This is a genomic window from Gordonia lacunae (assembly GCF_002149015.1).
In the GTDB taxonomy this organism is placed as follows: Bacteria; Actinomycetota; Actinomycetes; order Mycobacteriales; family Mycobacteriaceae; genus Gordonia; species Gordonia lacunae.
In genome coordinates, this window is sequence record NZ_NGFO01000021.1 from 1 (window position 1) to 20,947 (window position 20,947).

The following is a 20,947-nucleotide window of genomic DNA, read 5'->3' on the forward strand; positions in this document are numbered from 1 at the left end:
AGGCCCCCTACAGACCATGGGGTTGATAGGCCAGAACTGTACGCACAGCAATGTGTTCAGGTGACTGGTACTAATCGGCCGAGGACTTACCAACAACACCCACAACATCACCACAACTCGTCAGAGATTGTCGGTTGGTGTTCGCATCCACTATGTACTTCTGAAACAACACACAATAAACAGACAACCTGTTGAGTGTGGTGGTTGTTTCATAAAGTTACGGCGGCTATAGCGGAGGGGAAACGCCCGGCCCCATTCCGAACCCGGAAGCTAAGCCCTCCAGCGCCAATGGTACTGCACCCTAATCAGTGTGGGAGAGTAGGACACCGCCGAACACAATTTCAGAAAGGCCCCGTATTCGATGAATTTCTTTCGTCGGGTACGGGGTCTTTCTCGTGTGTCAGCCACACCGGCGTACTCGCCGGTCGGCGCTTCCCAGCAAGGTTCGAGAGCATAGATTGGCAGCTATGAGTGATCGTGATCGTCCGCGTCGCGAAGGGCGCGGCCAGCGGGACACCCGCGGACAACGCGACGGCGGCCGAGGCGGCCGTCCTGATCGTCCGGGGCGTGACCGGGGGTCTGATCGTGGCAGCCGGCAGCCTGGTCCGCCGCTGCCCGACGACGTGGCGGCATCGGACCTCGACCCCGAGGTGCGTCGTGATCTGCTGACCCTCGACAAGGCCAACGCCGAGATCGTCGCACGGCACCTGGTGATGGTGTCGCGCATCCTGCTCGAGGATCCCGCGCAGGCGCTTGAGCACGCGCGGGCGGCTCGCGCTCGTGCGTCACGGGTGGGCGTCGTCCGCGAGACCGTGGGCATCGCCGCCTACAACGCAGGTGAGTGGCAGGAGTCGGCGACGGAGCTCCGGGCCGCGAAGCGGATCACCGGCAACCCTGCCCTGCTGCCGCTCATCGCGGACTGCGAACGCGGGCTGGGGCGGCCCGAGCGCGCCGTCGAGATCGCCCGAGGCGACGAGGGACGGTCGCTGACGGGCGAGGACGCCACGGAGATGCGGATCGTCGAAGCGGGAGCCCGGATGGATCTGGGTGAACCCGAGAAGGCGGTCGTCACCCTGCAGGCCGAGAATCTCACACCGGGGCAGCTCGGAACGGGTCCGGCTCGTCTGTTCTATGCGTATGCGTCTGCACTCGAGGCGGCCGGCCGCCGAGACGACGCCATCACCTGGTTCATGAACGCCGCTGCTGCCGACGTCGACGACGTGACCGACGCCGAATTCCGCCTCACCGAACTGGCCGACGACGACGTGCCGGGCCATGCCCGGCCGGTGAACGGTGCTGCTGCCGATATCGACTCCCGGCCTGTACCTGTCACTGACGTCGAACCCAGCGCGGCGCCCGCTCCGGACACCGAGGCGCCGGCGGCGCCTGGTGAGTCATCCGTCGAGCCGGCGACGAGCAATCCGGAAGCCGACACGCTTCCTCGTGACATCGAGACCGTTGCGGGTACCGCCGACCTGTCGCAGACGTCGACTCCGCCCGAGAGCGCGGTGCACGTGGACGAGGATGAGGCCGGTCCCGGTGCCGATGCGGAGACTGTGCCCACCCACGAGGTCGTCGCCGAGTCGACGATCGTGGAAGGCGTGCCGAATCCGCTGACCACACTGGAAGACGCATCGGAACCACCCGTCTCGGAAGCGTCGACCTCGGTGGCGTCGACCTCGGTGGCGTCGACCTCGGACGCGTCCGTTGCGGGGGACACCGGCGATGTCGTCACGCTCGTCGATCGTCATGATGCGCTTCTGCTCGACCTCGACGGCACCGTGTTCGCCGGCCACCGTGCGCTGCCGAATGCCCTCGACGCACTGGCGCGGCTGGCCATACCGCGATACTTCGTGACCAACAACGCAAGCCGACGCCCGTCCGAGGTGGCCGCGCACCTGCGCGAACTCGGGTTCGAGGCGACCGACGAGCTTGTCGTCACAAGCGCCCAGTCGGGTGCCCGACTGTTGTCGGAACATCTCGAACCGGGCTCGCGAGCACTCGTGATCGGTACCGACGGTCTGGCACAAGAGGTCCGCGAGGTCGGCGTCGGTGTCACGCGGAGTGCCGATGACCGGCCCGCCGCGGTGATCCAGGGTCATTCGCCGGGCACGGGGTGGGCACAGCTGTCGGAGGCCGCGCTCGCGATCCGGGCCGGCGCGCTGTGGATCGCGACGAATGTCGACGCCACCCTGCCGTCCGAGCGTGGCCTGCTGGTGGGCAACGGCTCGATGGTCGCCGCCCTGCGCAATGCGACGGGCAAGGAGCCCATGGTGGCGGGCAAGCCCGCCGCCCCGTTGATGGCGGACGCGATCGCGCGCGCCCGAGCGAGTGCACCGCTGGTCGTCGGGGACCGACTCGACACCGACATCGAGGGTGGGCATGCCGTCGGTATCGAGAGCGCGCTGGTCCTCACAGGTGTGAGCACCGTCGACGATCTGCTGGCTGCTCCGCCGGAACAGCGGCCCACCTATGTTCTCGAGGATCTCGCCGGCCTGTTCGTCGACATCGAGGCCGTGCGGGTGGCCGACCAGCCCGGGTGGGAGATCGAGGTCGACGGTTCGACGGTGCGGGTCGCCGGTTCGGGCGCGGTGGCCGGTCTGGTGCCCGCACTCGCCGCGGTCACGTGGTCGGCGGTGGATGCCGGCTCCGCAGACCCGACCGAGTTGCGGGTGGTCGCGGAGGGCGTCGCGAGGACGAAGCTCGAATCTCTCGGTGTCACACTCGTCGGCTAGCGTGGTGCACGATGACTCACCCGACCGCCTCTCCGGCTGACCCAGGTCCGTCCCGGCCCACCCCGGGTGGGATGCCACGTCGGCAGTTCGATCCGGTGGCCGACGGGTTCGGCCCCGCCGACGCGGCCGGGGAACTGCCCGACGTGGAGGCCGAGGTGGCCGGGATACTCACGCAGGTCGACGAGATCCGTGAGTCGGTCGGCGACACGTTCTCCCTCGCGGCACTCGAACGGCAGGCCGGGCTTCTCGAGCAGGCGCATGACTCGCTGACCGCTGCCCTCGACGCCGTCGACCGCCGATGACCCGGCCCGGAAACCCGACGCCGTCAGCGTGGGCGCGGTCCTGACCGTGGCCACCAGAGCACGGCTCGATGCCGAACTCGTCCGCCGGGGCCTGGCGCGCTCGCGCGAGCAGGCGCGCGAACTCGTCGATGCCGGTTCGGTCCGGGTGAACGGGACGGTCGCCTCGAAGGCGGCCACCGGCGTCACCCGCGACACCCCCATCGTCGTCGACGAGGGCCCGCGGGACGATTGGGCGTCGCGGGGAGCACACAAACTGCTGGGGGCCCTCGAGGCCTTCGAGCCGGAGGGGCTCACGGTCGACGGGCGTCGGTGCCTCGACGCCGGCGCGTCCACCGGCGGTTTCACGGATGTTCTGCTGCGGCGCGGCGCCCGTGAAGTGGTCGCCGCGGATGTCGGTTACGGACAGTTGATCTGGCGTCTGCAGAACGACGAGCGCGTTGTGGTCCACGACCGGACCAACGTCCGACACCTCGAGCCCGATGCCATCGGCGGACCGGTCGACCTGGTGGTCGCCGACCTGTCGTTCATCTCGCTGGGGCTGGTGCTTCCCGCGCTGGCCCGGTGCTGCGCACCGGGCGCCGACCTGTTGCCGATGGTCAAGCCGCAGTTCGAGGTCGGTAAGGACCGGGTGGGTTCGGGCGGCGTGGTCCGCGACCCCGAACTGCGTGCCGAGGCGGTGCTGGCGGTCGCGACCGAAGCCGGTTCCCACGGTCTACGGACCCGTGGCGTGGTGGCGAGCCCGTTGCCCGGACCGTCGGGGAACGTGGAGTTCTTTCTCTGGCTACACAACGAGCGGGCCCACCGGACAGGCGGGGAGTCGGGGCAGAGCGATAGGGTCGACCGGTCGGACTCGACCGCCGCGGATCGCACCACCGGCTCCCCGGACGAACTCCGGGCCATGATCGAACAAGCGGTCGCCGCGGGTCCGCGCTGACCACTCGGGTCGGAGGCGTCGCCGCTCTCCGACACCGCACTCTTCCCAGACCGCACTTCGATGGAGGGAATCACCAGTGACCGACGATTCGGTGCCGGACCACAACCCCGGCGCCCGTGAGTTCTTGGTGGTCGCCCACACCGGACGTGAGAACGTTCTCGAGACCATCGAGGCGATCGCGCGACGCTGTGCGGGCGCCGGCGTCGCCCTCCGCGTGGTCGATCACGACACGCTCGACCGTGACGCCCCCGATCACGATGTGCTGTACCGGAACAACGAGGGAGAGTCGCCCCGTCCCCCGAACGTGCCGGTCGATCCCGAGTACCTGCGGTCACTCGGCGCCGTCGTCGAGGTCACCACGGCCGAGTCCGCCTCGGCCGAAGGATGTGAGCTCGTCATCGTCCTGGGCGGCGACGGCACCTTCCTGCGGGCCGCCGAGCTGGCGTATCCCGCCGAGGTCCCCGTCCTCGGTATCAACCTCGGCCACATCGGTTTCCTCGCCGAGGCCGAGGCACACCGCGTCGACGAGGTGATGAACCAGCTGATCGCCCGGGACTACCGGATCGAACCGCGGATGACCCTCGACATCGCCATCGTCGACCCGTCCGACCCGGATCCGCCGACCGCGTGCAGCTGGGCCCTCAACGAGGTCGCGGTGTTGAACACCAGCAACAACGGCGTCCTCGAGCTCGTGACCGAGGTCGACGGCCGGCCGGTCTCGGCCTTCGGCGCCGACGGCGTGCTGGTGTCGACGCCGACCGGGTCCACGGCGTACGCCTTCTCCGCGGGCGGGCCGGTGATGTGGCCCGATCTGGAGGCCATCCTGGTCGTGCCGAACAACGCCCACGCACTCTTCGCGCGGCCGATGGTCACCAGTCCCCGATCGCGGATCGCGGTGGAGGTGGACAAGAACGGACGGTCGGCGCTGGCGCTGTGCGACGGTCGGCGTGCCCTCGACGTGCCCGCCGGAGCGCGCGTCGAGGTCGTGCGCAGCGAACGGTCGGTGCGCTGGATCCGGATCGACTCCGATCCGTTCGCCGACCGACTGGTCACCAAGTTCGCCCTCCCGGTCACGGGATGGCGAGGGAGGCAGGCATAGGCGTGCTCGAAGAGATCTCCATCACCGGTCTCGGTGTCATCGAGGAGGCGCAGGCGCGCTTCCATCCCGGATTCACGGTGCTCACCGGCGAGACCGGCGCGGGTAAGACGATGATCGTCACCAGCCTGCACCTGCTGTCGGGTGCACGTGCCGACGCGTCGCGGGTCCGGACCGGCGCGGCCAAGGCGATCGTCGAGGGCCGGTTTCGGCTCGCGGGCGACGGCGCCGCGCAGCGGGATCCGGTCGTCGCCGACATCCTGGACTCCACCGGAGCCGAGCTGGATGACGACGACACCGTCATCGCGGTCCGATCGGTCAGCGCCGACGGACGCTCCCGTGCACATCTGGGCGGGCGGTCGGTTCCGGTGGGCGTGATGGGCCAGCTCACCACGGCGGTCCTGGCCATCCACGGCCAGAACGATCAGTTGCGTCTCCTCCGCCCCGAACATCAACGTGCCGCCCTGGACACCTTCGCCGGACCCAAGGCCGCCTCGGCGCTCGAGTCGTACCGCAAGGCCCGATCGGCCTGGGTGGAATTGCTCGACGAGCTCGATGTCCGGCGCGCGAATCACCGCGAACTCGCGCAGGAGGCGGACCGGCTGCGGTTCGGCATCGACGAGATCGCGGCCGTCGATCCGGTGCCCGGTGAGGACGAGGAGCTGACCGCGACCATCCGCCGGCTCTCCGACCTGGAGTCCATCCGTGGCGCCGCCGATCAGGCCCACCACCTCGTCGCCGGCGATTCGGGGTCGTCGGTCATCGAAGGTCTCGGAACGGTGCGGACCCTTCTCGAGACCGCGGCGGACGACACGTTGCGCGACCTCGTGCCCCGCGTGGCCGAGGCGCTCACCGTCATCACCGATGTCGGTGCCGAACTGACCGCGTTCACCTCGAGCCTGCCGGCCGACGCCGAGGAGCTCGACAAGTTGCTCGCCCGTCAGGCCGAGCTGAAGACCTTGGTCCGCAAGTACGCACCCGACGTCGACGGGGTGATCGACTGGCGCCGCAAGGCCGAGGCCCGGCTGGCCGAGATCGAGGACCCCCGTGCCTCGATCGAGGAGCTCGAGGTCGCCGCGGCGGCTGCCCGGGACACGGTGCAGACCGCGGCGGAGAAACTCCACACGCTGCGCGCGAAGGCCGCCAAGTCGATGGCCGACAAGGTGTCGCGTGAGCTCAAGGGGCTGGCGATGGGGGACTCGGCGCTGGCGGTCGCGGTCAACCCGGACCCGGCGTCGCCCGATGACCGGCTCGCCGTCACCGTCGGCGGCACCTCGGTGCACGCCGGCGCCGACGGCGCGGACAAGGTCGAGTTCGCGCTCGTCGCCCATCCCGGCGCGACCCCGTTGCCCATCGCGAAGTCGGCGTCGGGCGGCGAACTCTCGCGGGTCATGCTCGCGCTCGAAGTCGTGCTCGCCGCACCGACGTCGGGATCGGTGATGGTCTTCGACGAGGTCGACGCAGGCGTCGGTGGACGCGCGGCGGTCGAGATCGGAAAACGGTTGTCGAGGCTGGCCCGGGCGCACCAGGTCATCGTGGTGACCCACCTTCCCCAGGTGGCGGCCTTCGCCGACAACCACCTGGTCATCGGCAAGAGCAAGAAGGGGGCGCTGGTCACCAGCAGCGTGCGCACGCTCGATCGTGACGAGCGGGTCGCGGAGTTGGCCCGCATGCTCGCGGGCCTGGGGGAGTCCGACACCGGGCGGGCCCACGCCGAGGAACTGCTGGCGACCGCGGAGGCGGAACGCGCCGCCGACTGACCGCGACGGGCGGTGAAACACATGGTGCTTGTGTGACAAAAGTTGCTCCTGTTACGGCGCGCCTCCCCGGCTGAGGCGTGCCGTCGGCCGATCATGGCCGTCATGAAGATGCCTGCACTGCTCGCGCGTAACACCGAAGAACTGCCTGGCGTGACCGGTATCGCCAGAATCGACAAGAACACGAAACGGCTGCTCAACCGCGTCGGGCCGGGCGACATCGCCATCCTCGACGAGGTCGACCTCGACCGCGTGACCGCCGATGCTCTCGTCGAGGCCAACGTGGTGGCCGTCGTCAACGCCTCGCGGTCGATCACCGGCCGTTACCCCAACCTCGGACCCGAGGTCTTGGTGGCATCCGGCATCGCGCTGCTCGACGACGTGGGTCCGGAGATCTTCAAGCGGGTCAAGGACGGCGCGAAGGTGCGGGTCCACAACGACCGGCTGTACGTCGGCGAGCGACGGCTGGCACTCGGTACCGAACTCGACGAGCGCGACATCGCCGACATCATGATCGGCGCCAAGGCAGGTCTCGTCGACCACCTCGAGGCGTTCTCGGGCAACACCATCGAGTTCATCCGCAGCGAGTCGCCGTTGCTGATCGACGGTGTCGGCGTGCCGGAGATCGATGTCGACGTCGCGGGCCGTCATGTCGTCATCGTCGGCGAAGGCGCCGACCGTGCCGCCGACCTCCGCTCCCTGAAACCGTTCATCAAGGAGTACCAGCCCGTCATGGTGGGTGTCGGAGCCGGTGCGGACACCCTGATGAAGGCCGGGTACAAACCCTCGATCGTCGTCGGCGATCCCGAGACCATGAAGACGGCGACACTGAAATCCGGTGCACAGCTGGTGCTTCCGGCCGACACCGACGGCCACGCGACCGGGCTCGAACGCATCCAGGACCTCGGCATCGGCGCCACGACGTTCCCGGCCGCGGGGTCGGCCGGCGACCTGGCGCTCCTGCTCACCGACTACCACGGTGCCGACCTGATCGTCACCGTCGGCTACCCCGGGTCGCTCGACGACTTCTTCGACCGGTCGCGTCGGGAGAGCAACCCGTCGATGTTCCTGACGCGACTCAAGGTCGGCCAGAAGCTGGTCGACGCGAAGGCCGTCGCCACGCTGTACCGCAGCCGGGTCTCCGGCGCTGCCATCGCCTGTGTCGTCCTCGCGGCGCTGGTGGCCGTGATCGCGGCCGTGATGTTGTCGAACGCGGGCACCGACATCACCGATTGGATCGTCCTGCAGTGGAATGCGCTGCTCGACTGGGCACGAGAGGTTTGGAACAGGTAGCCGATGATCTCGCTACGACAGCATGCGATCTCGCTGGTCGCGGTCTTCCTCGCGCTGGCGCTGGGACTCTTCCTCGGATCGGGTTTCGTCGGTGACCGTGTCAACTCGATGACCGGCACGAGTCGCGACCGCATCGGCGACCTGGAGAACGAGCGCGACGACCTCAACGCAAAGCTCAACGCGTCCAACAGCTTCGACCATGCCATCGCGCCGCGACTGATCGCGAACAGGCTCAAGGGGCGGTCCGTGTTGGTGGTGACCGCACCGAACGCGGCGGAATCCGACGTCGATGCGGTCAAGGAGTCGATCTCGGGTGCCGGGGCCCGCTTCGGCGGGCAACTCGCCCTGACCGACGCGCTGCTCACCGACGGCAAGTCCGAGGAACTGCGGACGATCGTCGACCAGACCATTCCGCCGGGCACGATGCTCCGCGCCGAACTGACCGATTCCGGCGGTCGGGTGGGTGACCTCCTGGGCGCGCTCGTGCTGTCCAACGAGACGGCCCGGCCGGCGTCGTCCGGTGATCGTCGGACGGGTCTCGGCACGCTGCGTGACGGCGGGTTCATCGACTATGCCGACAACGCCATCACCCCGACCGACCTGGTCGTCGTCGTCACCGGCGACGAATTCGGTCCGGACTCGGGTGCGCAGGGCGCTCTCGTCGGCCGGTTCGCCGCCGCGATGTCCGCACGCGGTGTCGGTGGAGTCCTCGTCGGGCGCACGGGTTCGGCCTCGGGCGGATCGCCGATCGCCATCGTCCGCTCGGATCCGTCGCTGGCCAATGCCGTCTCGACCGTCGACAACGTCGACCAGCCGACCGGTCTCATCACCACGATCCTCGCGCTGGCCGCCGAGGTGGACGGCACGACCGGTGCCTACGGCACCGGAGCCGGGGCCACTGCGATCACCGTCGGCGCCGATGGGCGTCCGGCCGCCTGACGACGGGCTCGCCGCCCGCACGTGAGTACCGCCACGCCCGCGCGCGGTGTGGCGGTGCGGCGTCGGGCGCCGGTGGTGTTACCCTGGAGTCCCGTAGGTAATCAGGGCATCGGCCCCGATTCGGCCGACGGGAGACACTTCTTTTGCGACCACTTCGCCATGTACACGACACCAAGCACATCTTTGTGACCGGTGGCGTTGCTTCTTCACTGGGCAAGGGCCTCACGGCCTCCAGCCTGGGTCAGCTTCTCACCTCGCGGGGCCTCCGGGTCACCATGCAGAAGCTCGACCCGTATCTGAACGTCGATCCGGGCACCATGAACCCGTTCCAGCACGGTGAAGTGTTCGTCACCGAGGACGGTGCCGAGACCGACCTCGACGTCGGACATTATGAACGCTTCCTGGACCGGAACCTCTCGCAGTCGGCGAATGTGACCACCGGACAGGTGTATTCGACGGTCATCGCCAAGGAGCGACGCGGCGAGTACCTCGGCGAGACCGTCCAGGTCATCCCGCACATCACCGACGAACTGAAGTCTCGGGTCCTGGCCATGGCCGAACCCGACGCCGACGGTGAGGTGCCGGATGTGGTCATCACCGAGATCGGTGGCACGGTGGGCGACATCGAGTCGCTGCCGTTCATCGAGGCCGCGCGACAGGTGCGCCACGACGTCGGTCGGGACAACGTCTTCTTCCTGCACGTCTCGCTCGTGCCCTACCTCGCGCCGTCGGGGGAGTTGAAGACCAAGCCGACCCAGCACTCGGTCGCCGCGCTGCGCAATGTCGGCATCCAGCCCGACGCACTCATCCTGCGCTGCGATCGCGACGTGCCCGAGGGGCTCAAGAAGAAGATCGCGCTCATGTGCGACGTCGAGCTCGACGGCGTGATCTCCACGCCTGACGCCCCGTCGATCTACGACATCCCGAAGGTGCTCCACAGCGAGCACCTCGATGCCTACGTGGTGCGCAAGCTCGGCCTGCCGTTCCGTGACGTCGACTGGACGGTGTGGGGGGAACTCCTGCGCCGGGTCCACGAGCCGCGGGAGACCGTCCGCGTCGCACTGGTCGGCAAGTACGTCGACCTGCCCGACGCCTACCTGTCGGTGACCGAGGCCATCCGGGCCGGCGGCTTCGCCTGGAAGGCGCGCACCGAGCTCAAGTGGGTGCCGTCCGACGAATGCGCCACTCCGGCAGGTGCGCAGGCCGCGCTCGGTGACGTCGACGCGATCCTGATCCCCGGCGGCTTCGGCATCCGCGGCATCGAGGGGAAGGTCGGGGCCATCTCATACGCACGCCGGCGCGGGATTCCGCTACTCGGCCTGTGTCTCGGATTGCAGTGCGTGGTCATCGAGGCGGCCCGGTCGGTCGGGCTCGACGAGGCGAGTTCCACCGAGTTCGACCCGGACACACCGCACCCGGTGATCTCGACCATGGCCGATCAGGCCGACGCCGTGGCCGGCGACGCCGACCTGGGCGGCACCATGCGACTCGGGGCCTACGACGCCGTGCTGAAGGCCGGGTCCGTCGTCGCCGAGGCGTACGGGACGCGTGAGGTGTCCGAGCGTCACCGTCACCGCTTCGAGGTCAACAACGCCTACCGCGACAAGATCGCCGATTCCGGACTCGTCTTCTCGGGTACCTCACCCGACGGGCACCTCGTCGAGTTCGTCGAGTACCCCAAGTCGGTCCATCCGTATCTCGTAGCCACCCAGGCGCACCCGGAACTCAAGAGCCGGCCGACCCGGCCGCACCCGCTGTTCCGGTCGTTCATCGAGGCGGCGCTGAAGTACAAGGCCGCCGAGCGTCTTCCGGTCGACCTCGGTGACGACTACGAGTCGAACGACGCCCCCGCCGACGCGGTGGCCGCGGTCAACGCGGTCACGGTGGAGCCGGTGGCCGGTCTCGGCGAGGCCGCGCTCGACGAGTCGGCAGGCAGGGGCTGACCCGTTTTGGGCCACGACTTCGAGGTCAAGGACAGCCGGACGGTGTACGACGGCGCGATCATCACCCTGCGTGTCGACGATGTCGAGATGCCGGGTGGACGCGTCGCCGAGCGTGAGGTCGTCGAGCATTTCGGGGCGGTCGCGATCCTGGCACGGGACGACGCCGGTCGCGTGGCGATGGTGCGGCAGTACCGCCATCCCCTCGGTCACCGGCTGCTCGAGTTGCCCGCCGGGCTCCTCGACCAGGCCGACGAGGAGCCCCTGGCCGCCGCGCAACGCGAATTGGCCGAGGAGACCGACCTCGCCGCCGACTCATGGCGTGTCCTCGTCGACCTCGCGCTCTCACCCGGTTTCACCGACGAGGCGTTGCGGCTGTACCTCGCCGAGGGCTTGCACCATCTCGACGCGGCCGAACGCGTCGACGAGGAAGCCGACATGTCGGTGGAATGGGTGCCGCTCGACAATGCGGTCGCCCAGGTGTTCGCGGGGGAGATCGTCAATGCGACCAGCGTCGCCGGCATCCTGGCCGCGGCGGCCGCCCGTGACTCGACGATCGCCCTGCGCGGTGTCGACGCACCCTGGCCGGACGAACCGACCGCATTACGCGACCGTCGCGCCGAAGGTCGGGACCGCCGGTCGTGACCCTGGCCGCCGACATCTCGCGGTACCTCGACCATCTGACGGTGGAGCGGGGTGCGGCGGCCAACACGGTCTCGTCGTATCGACGCGACCTCGAGCGGTATCGGCGGTACCTCGACCGCCGGGGGATCTCCGCACTCGACGCGGTGGCCGAGGAAGACATCCGCGAATTCCTCGTGGAGTTGCGGCGCGGTGACGCCGACGCCGGCTTCGCGCCGCTCGCCGACAGTTCGATCGCGCGAACGCTGGTCGCCACCAGGCGTTTTCACAAGTTCGCGGTGGACGAGGGGATCGTGGCGACCGACGTCGCGCACGATGTCCGGCCGCCGCGTGCCGCACGCCGACTGCCGAAGTCACTGCCGGTGGACGAGGTGCTCGCGATCCTCGACGCCGCCGGTGCCGACGACCACCCGCGCGGTTTGCGCGACCGCGCGCTGCTGGAGTTCCTCTACAGCTGCGGGGCGCGGATCTCCGAGGCCACCTCGCTGGACATCGACGATCTCGATCTCGACGACATGCGTGCGGTTCGCCTCCGGGGCAAGGGCGGGAAGGAGCGCCTGGTCCCGCTGGGCGGACCCGCCGTCGACGCGCTCGAGGCGTATCTGGTCCGCGGGCGGCCCGCGCTGGTGTCGCGGGCAACGCCCGCGCTGTTCCTCAACGCACGAGGCGGCCGGCTCTCGCGGCAGAGCGCCTGGCAGGTGCTCGTCACCGCCGCCGAACGTGCCGGGCTCGACAAGGCGGTCTCGCCTCATACGCTGCGGCACAGCTTCGCGACCCACCTCCTCGACGGCGGTGCCGATGTCCGCGTCGTGCAGGAGCTCCTGGGGCATGCGTCGGTCACGACCACGCAGGTGTACACACTCGTGACGGTGAACACGATGCGCGAGGTCTATGCCGTCGCGCATCCGAGGGCCCGCTGACCCTCGAATGGCCTCGGGCGCGCCGACGCCGGAATGATCGGGCAGATGTCCTAGGCTGATACGAGGTTCGGCCGCCGACGGGCGGACGGCCGCACCACCGAACACTGGCGGCATCGGCATCGAACAGCGAAGGGAGCGGCGGACACGTGACCACTCCGAGCGCACCGCGGTCTGGCGCCCGTCCGGGAGATCAGTACAGCATCCAGGTGTCGCCCGGGAACGACACCGAGGAAGCCGAGCACGACGCCGACGAGATCGGCCCCACCGGGCGGCCGTACCGCGACGTGCCCGAACCGGCTCCGCTCGACCGCCACGGACCCGCCACGGTGATCGCGGTCTGCAATCAGAAGGGCGGCGTCGGCAAGACGACGTCGACCATCAATCTCGGTGCGGCGCTTGCCGAATACGGTCGCCGGGTGTTGCTCGTCGACCTCGATCCGCAGGGGGCCCTGTCCGCGGGTCTCGGTGTGCCGCACCACGAACTGGAACAGACCGTCTACAACCTGCTCGTGCCGCCGCAGGTGGCGACCGACGAGGTCCTCATGCGGACCCGCGTCGACGGACTCGACCTGCTGCCCAGCAACATCGACCTGTCCGCGGCGGAGATCCAGCTGGTCACCGAGGTGGGCCGCGAGCAATCGCTCGGCCGGGCACTGCACCCCGTGCTCGACCGCTACGACGTGGTCCTCATCGATTGCCAGCCGTCGCTCGGTCTGCTCACCGTCAACGCGCTGGCCTGCGCGGACACCGTCCTCATCCCGATGGAGTGCGAGTATTTCAGCCTCCGCGGACTGGCGCTGCTCACCGACACGATCAACAAGGTGCGCGACCGTCTCAACCCGCGCCTCGACCTCGGCGGCATCCTGGTCACCATGTTCGACGCCCGCACGCTGCACTCGCGCGAGGTGATGGCGCGCGTCGTCGAGGTGTTCGGCGACGCCGTCTACGACACCGTCATCGCCCGAACAGTCCGTTTTCCGGAGACCAGCGTCGCCGGGGAACCGATCACGTCCTGGGCGCCGCGGTCGGCCGGCGCGAAGGCCTACCGGGCGCTCGCGCGCGAGGTCATCGCCCGCAACGTCAAAGGCGCATGACGCTCGGCACGGAGCAGGCGCCGCCCGACGCCGCGACCCCCGACCTCGATCTGCCGGCGGGGGAGGACTCGACCGAGGTCGCCCAGGAGCCCGGCTTCCGGGTGAAGCTGCGCAACTTCGAGGGCCCGTTCGACCTCTTGCTGAACCTGATCTCGCAGCACCGCCTCGATGTGACCGAGGTGGCGCTGCACGAGGTCACCGACGACTTCATCGCCTACACGCGCGAGCTGGGTCCGGAGATGGGTCTGGACCAGACGACCGAGTTCCTCGTCGTCGCCGCGACGCTCCTGGATCTCAAGGCGGCCCGCCTGCTGCCCTCCGGAGAGGTCGACGACCCGGAGGACCTCGCCCTGCTCGAGGCGCGGGACCTGTTGTTCGCCCGACTCCTGCAGTACCGCGCGTACAAGCAGGTGGCCGCCCTGTTCGGCGAACTCGAGGCCGCCGCCCTGCAGCGCTACCCACGGGCGGTCTCGCTGGAGAAGCGGTTCGAGGACCTGCTGCCGGAGGTGACCCTCGGCGTCGACGCCGACGGCTTCGCCCAGGTCGCCGCAGCGGGGCTGACGCCGCGTCCGGTACCGACCGTCGGTCTGGACCACCTCCACGACGTGCAGAAGGTGTCCGTCCCGGGCCAGGCGCGTCGGATGGCCTCGCTTCTGAGCGCGGCCTCGGGGACGTGGCTGAGCTTTCGCGAACTGACTGCCGATTGTGCGAACGGGCTGGAGATCGTCGGCAGCTTCCTCGGGTTGCTCGAGCTGTTCCGCGAGCGGGCCGTCGCCTTCGAACAGCCAGTGGCGCTCGAGGACCTGGCGGTGATGTGGACGGGCGAACGCGGCGCCGACGACCTGCGCATCGACAAGGCAGAGGATTACGGATGACAGACCAGGTTCCCGAGGTCGAGATCCTCGACCCGACGACCCGGACGACCGGTGGGGAGGATCCGGGCCCGGACGAACCCGAGCAGACGGCTCTGCACGGCGACGGGGAGTACCTCGACGACGATCGGCTGCGCTCGGCGCTGGAGGCGGTGCTGCTCGTCGTGGACACCCCGGTGACCACCGACGAACTCGCCAACGCGGTCGACCAGGATCGCACTCGGGTCCGGGAGTTGCTCAACGCCATGTCGTCGGAGCTCACCGCGGCGGGCAGCGGTTTCGATCTGCGCTTCGCCGGCGACGGCTGGCGCTACTACACCCGAGCGGAGTACGCCCCCTACGTCGAGCGACTGCTGCTCGACGGGGCACGGTCGAAGCTCACCCGGGCGGCCCTCGAGACCCTGGCGGTCATCGCCTACCGGCAACCGGTCACCCGAGCCCGCGTCAGCGCCATCCGCGGCGTCAACGTCGACGGCGTGATCCGCACCCTCGTCGCACGTGGGCTGATCAACGAGGTCGGCACCGAACCGACCACGAACGCGACGACCTATGCCACCACCGAGCTGTTCCTGGAGCGCCTCGGCCTGGCGTCGCTGGCCGAACTGCCCGATCTGGCTCCGCTGCTGCCCGATGTGGACCTCATCGACGACCTCGACGAGGAACTGCTGTCGGATCCCCGATTCGCCAAACTGTCCTCTCAACCGTCAGACTCGAAGGAACTGATCATCGACGGTGGCACCACCACCGACTCACAGGACTGAGAGAACATGGCATCCGCTGGCCGAGATGGCTCACCGGGAAAACGCCGCAAGGGCGCGCCCGCACAACAGCCGCGAACCAAGAAGACCCACCGCAAGGGGTCGTCGAAGCCGAACGCCGAAGTGGGCAGGATCCGGCTCAACAACGCACGGCCGGCGCGCCACCAGACGCCCGCCGATGAGAACCAGGGCGCCGGCGCCAACTACGTCGAGGACGGCGTCCGGTTGCAGAAGGTGCTCGCCCAGGCCGGGGTGGCGTCCCGACGCGGCGCCGAAGAACTGATCGCCGCCGGTCGTGTCGAGGTCGACGGGGAGATCGTCACCGAGCAGGGTCTGCGGATCGATCCGAACACCGCCATCATCCGTGTCGACGGTGCGCGCGTGATCATGGACGAGACCCGTCAGTACCTGGCGTTCAACAAGCCCAAGGGCTGGCAGTCGACCATGTCCGACGACCAGGGCCGCCCCTGCGTCGGTGACGTGGTCGCCGAGCGGGTCATGGCTGGGCAGCGGCTGTTCCACGTCGGCCGTCTCGACGCCGACACCGAGGGACTGCTGCTGCTGACCAACGACGGCGAGCTCGCACACCGGTTGATGCACCCGTCCTTCGAGGTGCCCAAGACCTACCTCGCGACTCTCAAGGGGGAGGTGCCGCGCGGGATCGCACGGCGCATGCGCGAGGGAGTCGAACTCGACGACGGCCCGGTGACGGTCGACAAGTTCACCGTGATCGAGGTCCACGAAGGACAGTCGCTGGTACGGATCACGCTGCACGAGGGCCGCAATCGGGTGGTGCGCCGGATGATGGACGAGGTGGGCTACCCCGTCGTGAAACTGGTTCGCACACATGTCGGTTCGGTGGCACTCGGCGAGCAGCGCCCGGGCAGCCTCCGTGTCCTGGGCAGCGACGAGGTCGGTGGGTTGTACAAGGCGGTCGGCCTGTGAGCGACGCAGCGCCGGAGTCCGCAGGTGGGACCACGCATGTCGTCGCCATCGACGGTCCGGCGGGCACGGGCAAGTCGTCGGTGTCGAAACTGCTCGCGGCGAAGGTCGGGGCCAGCTACCTCGACACCGGTGCCATGTACCGAGCGGTGACGTTGGCCGTTCTCGACGCCGGTGTGGCGCTGGATGATCCGGCCGGTATCGCCCGCGTGGTCGCCGGGGTCGACATCGAGCTCGTCCCGGACGGGGACGGCGCCAAGGTCTTCCTCGACGGCCGCGACGTCTCCGGGCCGATCCGGACCGACCACGTCACCAGCGCCGTGTCGGCGGTGTCGGCGGTCGCCGAGGTGCGCACCAAACTGGTTGCGCTGCAACAGCAGAACGCGCAAGGCCGATTCGTGGTCGTCGAAGGTCGCGACATCGGCACGGTGGTGTTCCCCGAGGCCGACGTCAAGATCTTCCTGACCGCGACACCCGAGGCGCGCGCCGAGCGGCGGCACAAGCAGAACCTGGCCGGCGGACGCGACAGCGACTACGACGCCGTGCTGGCGAGTGTGAACCGGCGCGACCACCTCGACTCGACGCGCAAGGTCTCCCCGCTGCGTGCGGCCGACGACGCGACCGTCGTCGACACCAGTGACAAGACCCTCGACGAGGTGCTCGAGGAACTGAGCGGCCTCGTTTCGACCCGGATCGGAGCTGTGGAACGGTGAGCGACAACTACTCGGACGACCTGACGGCGCTGCCCGGTGACGGCACGTGGTCGGACGAATCCGACTGGCAGCTGACCGACGTCGGGGGCGCCGACGACGCGTCCGGCGTCGAACACATGCCGGTGGTGGCGATCGTCGGACGACCCAACGTCGGCAAGTCGACGCTCGTCAACCGCATCCTGGGCCGTCGGGAAGCCGTGGTCGAGGACATCCCGGGCGTGACCCGCGACCGTGTGTCGTATGCGGCCTCGTGGTCGGGCCGCCGGTTCACCGTCGTCGACACCGGTGGTTGGGAGCCCGACGCCAAGGGGCTGCAGCAGGCCGTCGCCGCGCAGGCCGAGTTGGCCATGCGCACCGCCGACGCGATCGTCGTCGTGGTCGACGCCACGGTCGGCGCGACTGCGACCGACGAGGCCGTCGCGCGGGTCCTGCGACGCTCCAAGACCCCGGTCATCCTGTGTGCCAACAAGGTCGACAGCGAGCGCCTCGAATCCGACACCGCGTCCCTGTGGTCGCTGGGGCTCGGCGAGCCGTATCCCGTGTCGGCCGCGCACGGCCGCGGCGCCGGCGATCTGCTCGACATCATCCTGGACAAACTGCCCGAGACCCCGCGGGAGGCACCGACTCTCGGTGGCCCCCGTCGCGTCGCGCTGGTGGGCAAGCCGAACGTCGGCAAGAGCTCGCTGCTCAACAAGCTGACCGGTACCGAGCGGTCCGTGGTCGACAACGTCGCCGGGACGACCGTCGACCCGGTCGACGAGCTCGTCGAACTCGGCGGCAAGACGTGGAACTTCGTCGACACCGCCGGTCTGCGCCGCAAGGTGCGGACCGCGAGCGGACACGAGTACTACGCGTCGTTGCGGACGCGGTCGGCGCTCGACGCGGCCGAGGTGGCGATCCTGCTGATCGACGCGTCGGAACCGATCACCGAACAGGATCTGCGGGTGCTGTCGCTCATCATCGAGAGCGGGCGCGCACTCGTGATCGCCTTCAACAAGTGGGATCTCGTCGACGAGGATCGTCGGTACCAGCTGGACAAGGAGATCGACCGCGAGCTGGCGCGCGTGCCGTGGGCGCGCCGGGTCAACATCTCGGCGTCGACGGGCCGGGCTGTCCAGAAGCTGGTGCCCGCGTTGGAATCCGCGCTCGACTCGTGGGACAAGCGCATCTCGACCGGCCCGTTGAACAGCTGGCTCAAGGACGTCATCGCCGCCAACCCGCCGCCGCTGCGCGGTGGCCGGCAGCCGCGCGTGATGTTCGCGACCCAGGCCTCGGTCCGACCGCCGACCTTCGTGCTGTTCACCACCGGCTTCCTCGAGGCGGGCTATCGCCGCTTCCTCGAGCGGCGCCTGCGCGAGGAGTTCAACTTCGACGGCTCGCCGGTCCGGGTCAATGTCCGTGTCCGCGACAAGCGGGAGCAACGCCGCAAGCGCTGAACTGCCGTCTGTCTGTGGCGCACGACACCCGCTGTGAGATACTGCGTCTCGTGCTCATCCTGGCAATCATCGTTTTCGGCATGGTCATCGGCGCCCTCGCGCAGATCCTCCTCGGCGGCAAGAACCTGCGAACCGTCGACTGGGGTCTCGCCCTGGTGGCCGGCATCGTCGGCTCCTTCGTCGGCGGACTGCTCATCAGTCTGCTCTCCGGCGACGGACTCGAACTCCGCCCGAGCGGCATCATCGGCTCCCTCGTGGGCGCGGTCCTGGTGACCGCCGGGTGGATCTGGTTCAAGAAGCGCTCGGCCGTCTAGCAGCCGGTGTCAGATGTAGCGCTTCGTAGCGGCAGGAGCAACGACACACTACATCTGACCACCGGCCCGAAATGAGGCCTGACCAGGCGATTGGTTCGGGACCGTGCTCGTCGGCTAGGCTTTACATCGCTCCGCTTCTCCAGGGAGCAACGGGCTGTGGCGCAGTTTGGTAGCGCACTTGACTGGGGGTCAAGTGGTCGCAGGTTCAAATCCTGTCAGCCCGACAGAAAACCCTGATGAGCGTTGCTCATCAGGGTTTTGTTCTGTTCGCCGACCGCACAGTGGCTGCGCTCGTCGCGGTCAGACCCGAGTCGGCGGGAGCGGTTGGATGTCGACGACGCCGTCAGCGAGCGCGCCGGCCCGGCTGCGCAGACCATCGAGGACCTCGATCAGATCCGTCCCGCGTCGATGCATCGTGTCCATGTGTACGGATTCCCAGATCGGGAACTCACCCTGTGCGCCGCGCGCCGCGGTGTTCCAGAGAAGTGCGTCGCCGTTCTCGCTCCAACCGAAGACTGCCAGCGACTCGACGAGTTCCCAGCTGCCGTCGGGTTCGATCATCCAGTCGAAATCCTCGTTCCGCCCGTCCCTGTACGCAGCCTGGAATGCGCGCGTGAGTTGCCCTCCGCGCCCGACGAATCCGTCTGCAAAACCTGTCAGGACCGGCGGGTACACGAGCCACAGACCGAACGTGCGCGCCCATCCCGAGTGGCGGATGAAGTCGCGATAGGACGGCGGGAACCCGCCACCGTCGTCGAAGGAGAACCCCTCGAGTGCCGTGAAGTCGATGTGCGTCCGAGTGGGTTCGCCGCCCAGGCGTAGGGCGTCGAGGTTCGTCATGACGATGAGAGTAAGACACTCCGTGAACGATTGGGGTCGACCCAACATAGGCTCGTGGCGTGGACGCAGCCGAGTACCGACGCAGCCTGGCACACATCCTGGCGACGCGATCCGCCGATGTCGCAGCAACGTTGGAACGCCTCGGCGGCGCGGCGTCCGACGCCGCCGGGGTGAAGGTCGACGGTGTGACGATCGATGTGTTCGTCGACCAAGACGGCGAAGGTCCGTTCGATGTCTGGGCGCGATTCGAGGGTGCCGACGCATCCGTGCTGGACCGGCGATTCGACGACGAAAGACGACTGTTCGGCGTCGAATGGGGCGACATCGGCTGGGAACCGGCGGTGCCGTCGCGACCGCGCGGGTGGTCGCGCGACGACTTGGCGGAAACGATCGTCGATGTCGTGGCGACGTGGCTCGACACGCTGATCCCGAATGGGCCGCTGGAGTGGGAAATCGGTTCGGGTGCAGGCGCGCTCGACCGACGGCCGGTGGGGCCGAGCGGCAACGGGAACGTGACCGGTTCCACGATCTGACGCTCGGCGCCCGAATCAACTCAGATGGCGGACGAAGAATCCGGCGGCGTCCTCACCCGCGTACGCCGGGACGCCGGTGTGTCCACCCATGTTCGCGTGCAGACTCTTCTCCGTCGAACCGAACGCGTCGAAGAGGTCCAGCGCGGCCTGCCGGTCGTTGTGTTCGTCGTCCCACTGCAGCAGCACGTGCAGGGGAATCGTGACGCGCCGGGCCTCGTCGAGAATCGCTCGCGGGATGAAACTCCCCGCGAACAGCACCGCGGCCCCGATCCGTGGCTCGGTCCGGGCCAGCCGGACGCCGACGGAGATGACGCCTCCGGAATAACCCACCGGCCCATCGATGTCCGGCAGCGCGAGGAGTCGGTCCATTGCCATCTGCCATTCCGGAACAGACTGCTCGACCAGGGGCAGGACGAGCCGGTCGACGATGTCGGCGCTGACCTCACGGCCCGCCTGCAGCGCCCGACGCAGATCGGCACGGGCCTGCTCGGCGGCGATCGACGTCGGACGGTCACCACCGCCGGGAGTCTCGATCGTCGCCGCGGCGAAGCCGTCGGCCACGGCCCGCCGCGCCCGGGCGGCCAACCGGGGATACATCTGTTCGAGACCGCCGGGGTGCCCGAGCAGGATCAGCGGAACGGGTGGCGAGGTCGTCGCGGGCATCCACAGGGTGCCGGGGATGTCGCCGACGACGAAGTCGCGTTCGACGACGTCGTCGACGAGGTGGGTCTCAGAGGTGAAGTGCATGGTCGTGCCTTTCGGGTGTGCGCTCATACGGCGCTCCCCGGACGACCTATCGTCCGACCGTGACTCCGTAGCGGAGCGCCCACGTCGAATCGTTCATGGGTATCGCCTCCTCGGTCTGTCGCACGGACGCTGAACACACT

General features: G+C 68.8%; 20 protein-coding genes, 1 tRNA gene and 2 rRNA genes. 21 read left to right on the forward strand and 2 right to left on the reverse strand.

What is annotated here, in order from left to right:
- The 20 genes from CA982_RS17260 to CA982_RS17355 all read left to right on the forward strand — a co-directional run.
- A 23S ribosomal RNA gene (locus CA982_RS17260) occupies nucleotides 1-94 on the forward strand; the annotation flags it as partial.
- A 124-nt stretch (nucleotides 95-218) separates the two neighbouring features.
- A 5S ribosomal RNA gene (gene rrf / locus CA982_RS17265) occupies nucleotides 219-335 on the forward strand.
- 132 nt (nucleotides 336-467) lie between these two features.
- Nucleotides 468-2,735, forward strand: coding sequence for an HAD-IIA family hydrolase (locus tag CA982_RS17270; RefSeq protein ID WP_086536502.1), 2,268 nt, complete (start codon nucleotides 468-470; stop codon nucleotides 2,733-2,735).
- 71 nt (nucleotides 2,736-2,806) lie between these two features.
- A complete protein-coding gene (locus CA982_RS17275) occupies nucleotides 2,807-3,037 on the forward strand; it encodes a hypothetical protein (protein WP_244176340.1) in 231 nt (76 codons plus the stop codon).
- A gap of 46 nt (nucleotides 3,038-3,083) precedes the next feature.
- A complete protein-coding gene (locus CA982_RS17280; RefSeq protein ID WP_086536578.1) occupies nucleotides 3,084-3,971 on the forward strand; it encodes a TlyA family RNA methyltransferase in 888 nt (295 codons plus the stop codon).
- A gap of 76 nt (nucleotides 3,972-4,047) precedes the next feature.
- A complete protein-coding gene (locus tag CA982_RS17285) occupies nucleotides 4,048-5,070 on the forward strand; it encodes an NAD kinase (protein WP_086536504.1) in 1,023 nt (340 codons plus the stop codon).
- Nucleotides 5,071-5,072: 2 nt separating this feature from the next.
- Complete coding sequence (recN, locus tag CA982_RS17290; protein WP_086536505.1) at nucleotides 5,073-6,827, forward strand: DNA repair protein RecN; 1,755 nt, start codon at nucleotides 5,073-5,075, stop codon at nucleotides 6,825-6,827.
- Between the two features lie 102 nt (nucleotides 6,828-6,929).
- Complete coding sequence (gene steA, locus CA982_RS17295; protein WP_086536579.1) at nucleotides 6,930-8,117, forward strand: putative cytokinetic ring protein SteA; 1,188 nt, start codon at nucleotides 6,930-6,932, stop codon at nucleotides 8,115-8,117.
- Nucleotides 8,118-8,120: 3 nt separating this feature from the next.
- A complete protein-coding gene (locus CA982_RS17300; protein ID WP_086536506.1) occupies nucleotides 8,121-9,056 on the forward strand; it encodes a copper transporter in 936 nt (311 codons plus the stop codon).
- A gap of 143 nt (nucleotides 9,057-9,199) precedes the next feature.
- Nucleotides 9,200-10,999, forward strand: coding sequence for a CTP synthase (locus CA982_RS17305; RefSeq protein ID WP_086536507.1), 1,800 nt, complete (start codon nucleotides 9,200-9,202; stop codon nucleotides 10,997-10,999).
- A gap of 6 nt (nucleotides 11,000-11,005) precedes the next feature.
- Nucleotides 11,006-11,641, forward strand: a complete 636-nt coding sequence (locus CA982_RS17310; protein ID WP_086536508.1) for an NUDIX domain-containing protein — start codon at nucleotides 11,006-11,008, stop codon at nucleotides 11,639-11,641.
- Nucleotides 11,638-12,558, forward strand: a complete 921-nt coding sequence (gene xerD, locus CA982_RS17315) for a site-specific tyrosine recombinase XerD (protein ID WP_086536509.1) — start codon at nucleotides 11,638-11,640, stop codon at nucleotides 12,556-12,558. The genes CA982_RS17310 and xerD overlap by 4 nt, the downstream gene beginning before the upstream one ends.
- Before the next feature lie 146 nt (nucleotides 12,559-12,704).
- A complete protein-coding gene (locus CA982_RS17320; protein ID WP_086536510.1) occupies nucleotides 12,705-13,652 on the forward strand; it encodes a ParA family protein in 948 nt (315 codons plus the stop codon).
- Nucleotides 13,649-14,527: a segregation and condensation protein A gene (locus CA982_RS17325; RefSeq protein ID WP_086536511.1), complete on the forward strand. Its 879-nt coding sequence runs from the start codon at nucleotides 13,649-13,651 to the stop codon at nucleotides 14,525-14,527. The genes CA982_RS17320 and CA982_RS17325 overlap by 4 nt, the downstream gene beginning before the upstream one ends.
- On the forward strand, nucleotides 14,524-15,285 hold the full coding sequence (gene scpB / locus CA982_RS17330) for an SMC-Scp complex subunit ScpB (protein WP_086536512.1): 762 nt from the start codon (nucleotides 14,524-14,526) through the stop codon (nucleotides 15,283-15,285). Before CA982_RS17325 ends, scpB begins: the two co-directional genes overlap by 4 nt.
- A 6-nt stretch (nucleotides 15,286-15,291) precedes the next feature.
- On the forward strand, nucleotides 15,292-16,227 hold the full coding sequence (locus tag CA982_RS17335; protein WP_086536513.1) for a pseudouridine synthase: 936 nt from the start codon (nucleotides 15,292-15,294) through the stop codon (nucleotides 16,225-16,227).
- Nucleotides 16,224-16,937, forward strand: a complete 714-nt coding sequence (gene cmk / locus CA982_RS17340) for a (d)CMP kinase (protein ID WP_086536514.1) — start codon at nucleotides 16,224-16,226, stop codon at nucleotides 16,935-16,937. The genes CA982_RS17335 and cmk overlap by 4 nt, the downstream gene beginning before the upstream one ends.
- Nucleotides 16,934-18,373: a ribosome biogenesis GTPase Der gene (gene der / locus CA982_RS17345; protein ID WP_086536515.1), complete on the forward strand. Its 1,440-nt coding sequence runs from the start codon at nucleotides 16,934-16,936 to the stop codon at nucleotides 18,371-18,373. The genes cmk and der overlap by 4 nt, the downstream gene beginning before the upstream one ends.
- A gap of 50 nt (nucleotides 18,374-18,423) precedes the next feature.
- Complete coding sequence (locus tag CA982_RS17350) at nucleotides 18,424-18,687, forward strand: GlsB/YeaQ/YmgE family stress response membrane protein (protein WP_086536580.1); 264 nt, start codon at nucleotides 18,424-18,426, stop codon at nucleotides 18,685-18,687.
- Nucleotides 18,688-18,837: 150 nt separating this feature from the next.
- A tRNA-Pro gene (locus tag CA982_RS17355) sits at nucleotides 18,838-18,911 on the forward strand.
- A gap of 76 nt (nucleotides 18,912-18,987) precedes the next feature.
- Here the strand turns inward: CA982_RS17355 and CA982_RS17360 are convergent.
- Complete coding sequence (locus tag CA982_RS17360; RefSeq protein WP_086536516.1) at nucleotides 18,988-19,527, reverse strand: hypothetical protein; 540 nt, start codon at nucleotides 19,525-19,527, stop codon at nucleotides 18,988-18,990.
- A gap of 59 nt (nucleotides 19,528-19,586) precedes the next feature.
- Here CA982_RS17360 and CA982_RS17365 point away from each other — a divergent pair, with 59 nt between their 5' ends.
- Nucleotides 19,587-20,060, forward strand: coding sequence for a DUF6389 family protein (locus CA982_RS17365; RefSeq protein ID WP_086536517.1), 474 nt, complete (start codon nucleotides 19,587-19,589; stop codon nucleotides 20,058-20,060).
- A 15-nt stretch (nucleotides 20,061-20,075) separates the two neighbouring features.
- On the opposite strand, the gene CA982_RS17370 is transcribed toward CA982_RS17365, so the two are convergent.
- Nucleotides 20,076-20,807 (reverse strand): dienelactone hydrolase family protein, encoded by a 732-nt coding sequence (locus tag CA982_RS17370; RefSeq protein ID WP_086536581.1) that lies wholly within the window; start codon nucleotides 20,805-20,807, stop codon nucleotides 20,076-20,078.
- Nucleotides 20,808-20,947 lie beyond the last annotated feature (140 nt).

Coding starts and splice junctions, on each gene's coding strand:
- scpB (WP_086536512.1), top strand. CDS start 14,524: ATGACAGACCAGGTTCCCGAGGTCGAGATCCTCGACCCGACGACCCGG.
- CA982_RS17275 (WP_244176340.1), top strand. CDS start 2,807: ATGCCACGTCGGCAGTTCGATCCGGTGGCCGACGGGTTCGGCCCCGCC.
- CA982_RS17325 (WP_086536511.1), top strand. CDS start 13,649: ATGACGCTCGGCACGGAGCAGGCGCCGCCCGACGCCGCGACCCCCGAC.
- CA982_RS17360 (WP_086536516.1), bottom strand. CDS start 19,527: ATGACGAACCTCGACGCCCTACGCCTGGGCGGCGAACCCACTCGGACG.
- steA (WP_086536579.1), top strand. CDS start 6,930: ATGAAGATGCCTGCACTGCTCGCGCGTAACACCGAAGAACTGCCTGGC.
- CA982_RS17335 (WP_086536513.1), top strand. CDS start 15,292: ATGGCATCCGCTGGCCGAGATGGCTCACCGGGAAAACGCCGCAAGGGC.
- CA982_RS17370 (WP_086536581.1), bottom strand. CDS start 20,807: ATGCACTTCACCTCTGAGACCCACCTCGTCGACGACGTCGTCGAACGC.
- CA982_RS17270 (WP_086536502.1), top strand. CDS start 468: ATGAGTGATCGTGATCGTCCGCGTCGCGAAGGGCGCGGCCAGCGGGAC.
- CA982_RS17300 (WP_086536506.1), top strand. CDS start 8,121: ATGATCTCGCTACGACAGCATGCGATCTCGCTGGTCGCGGTCTTCCTC.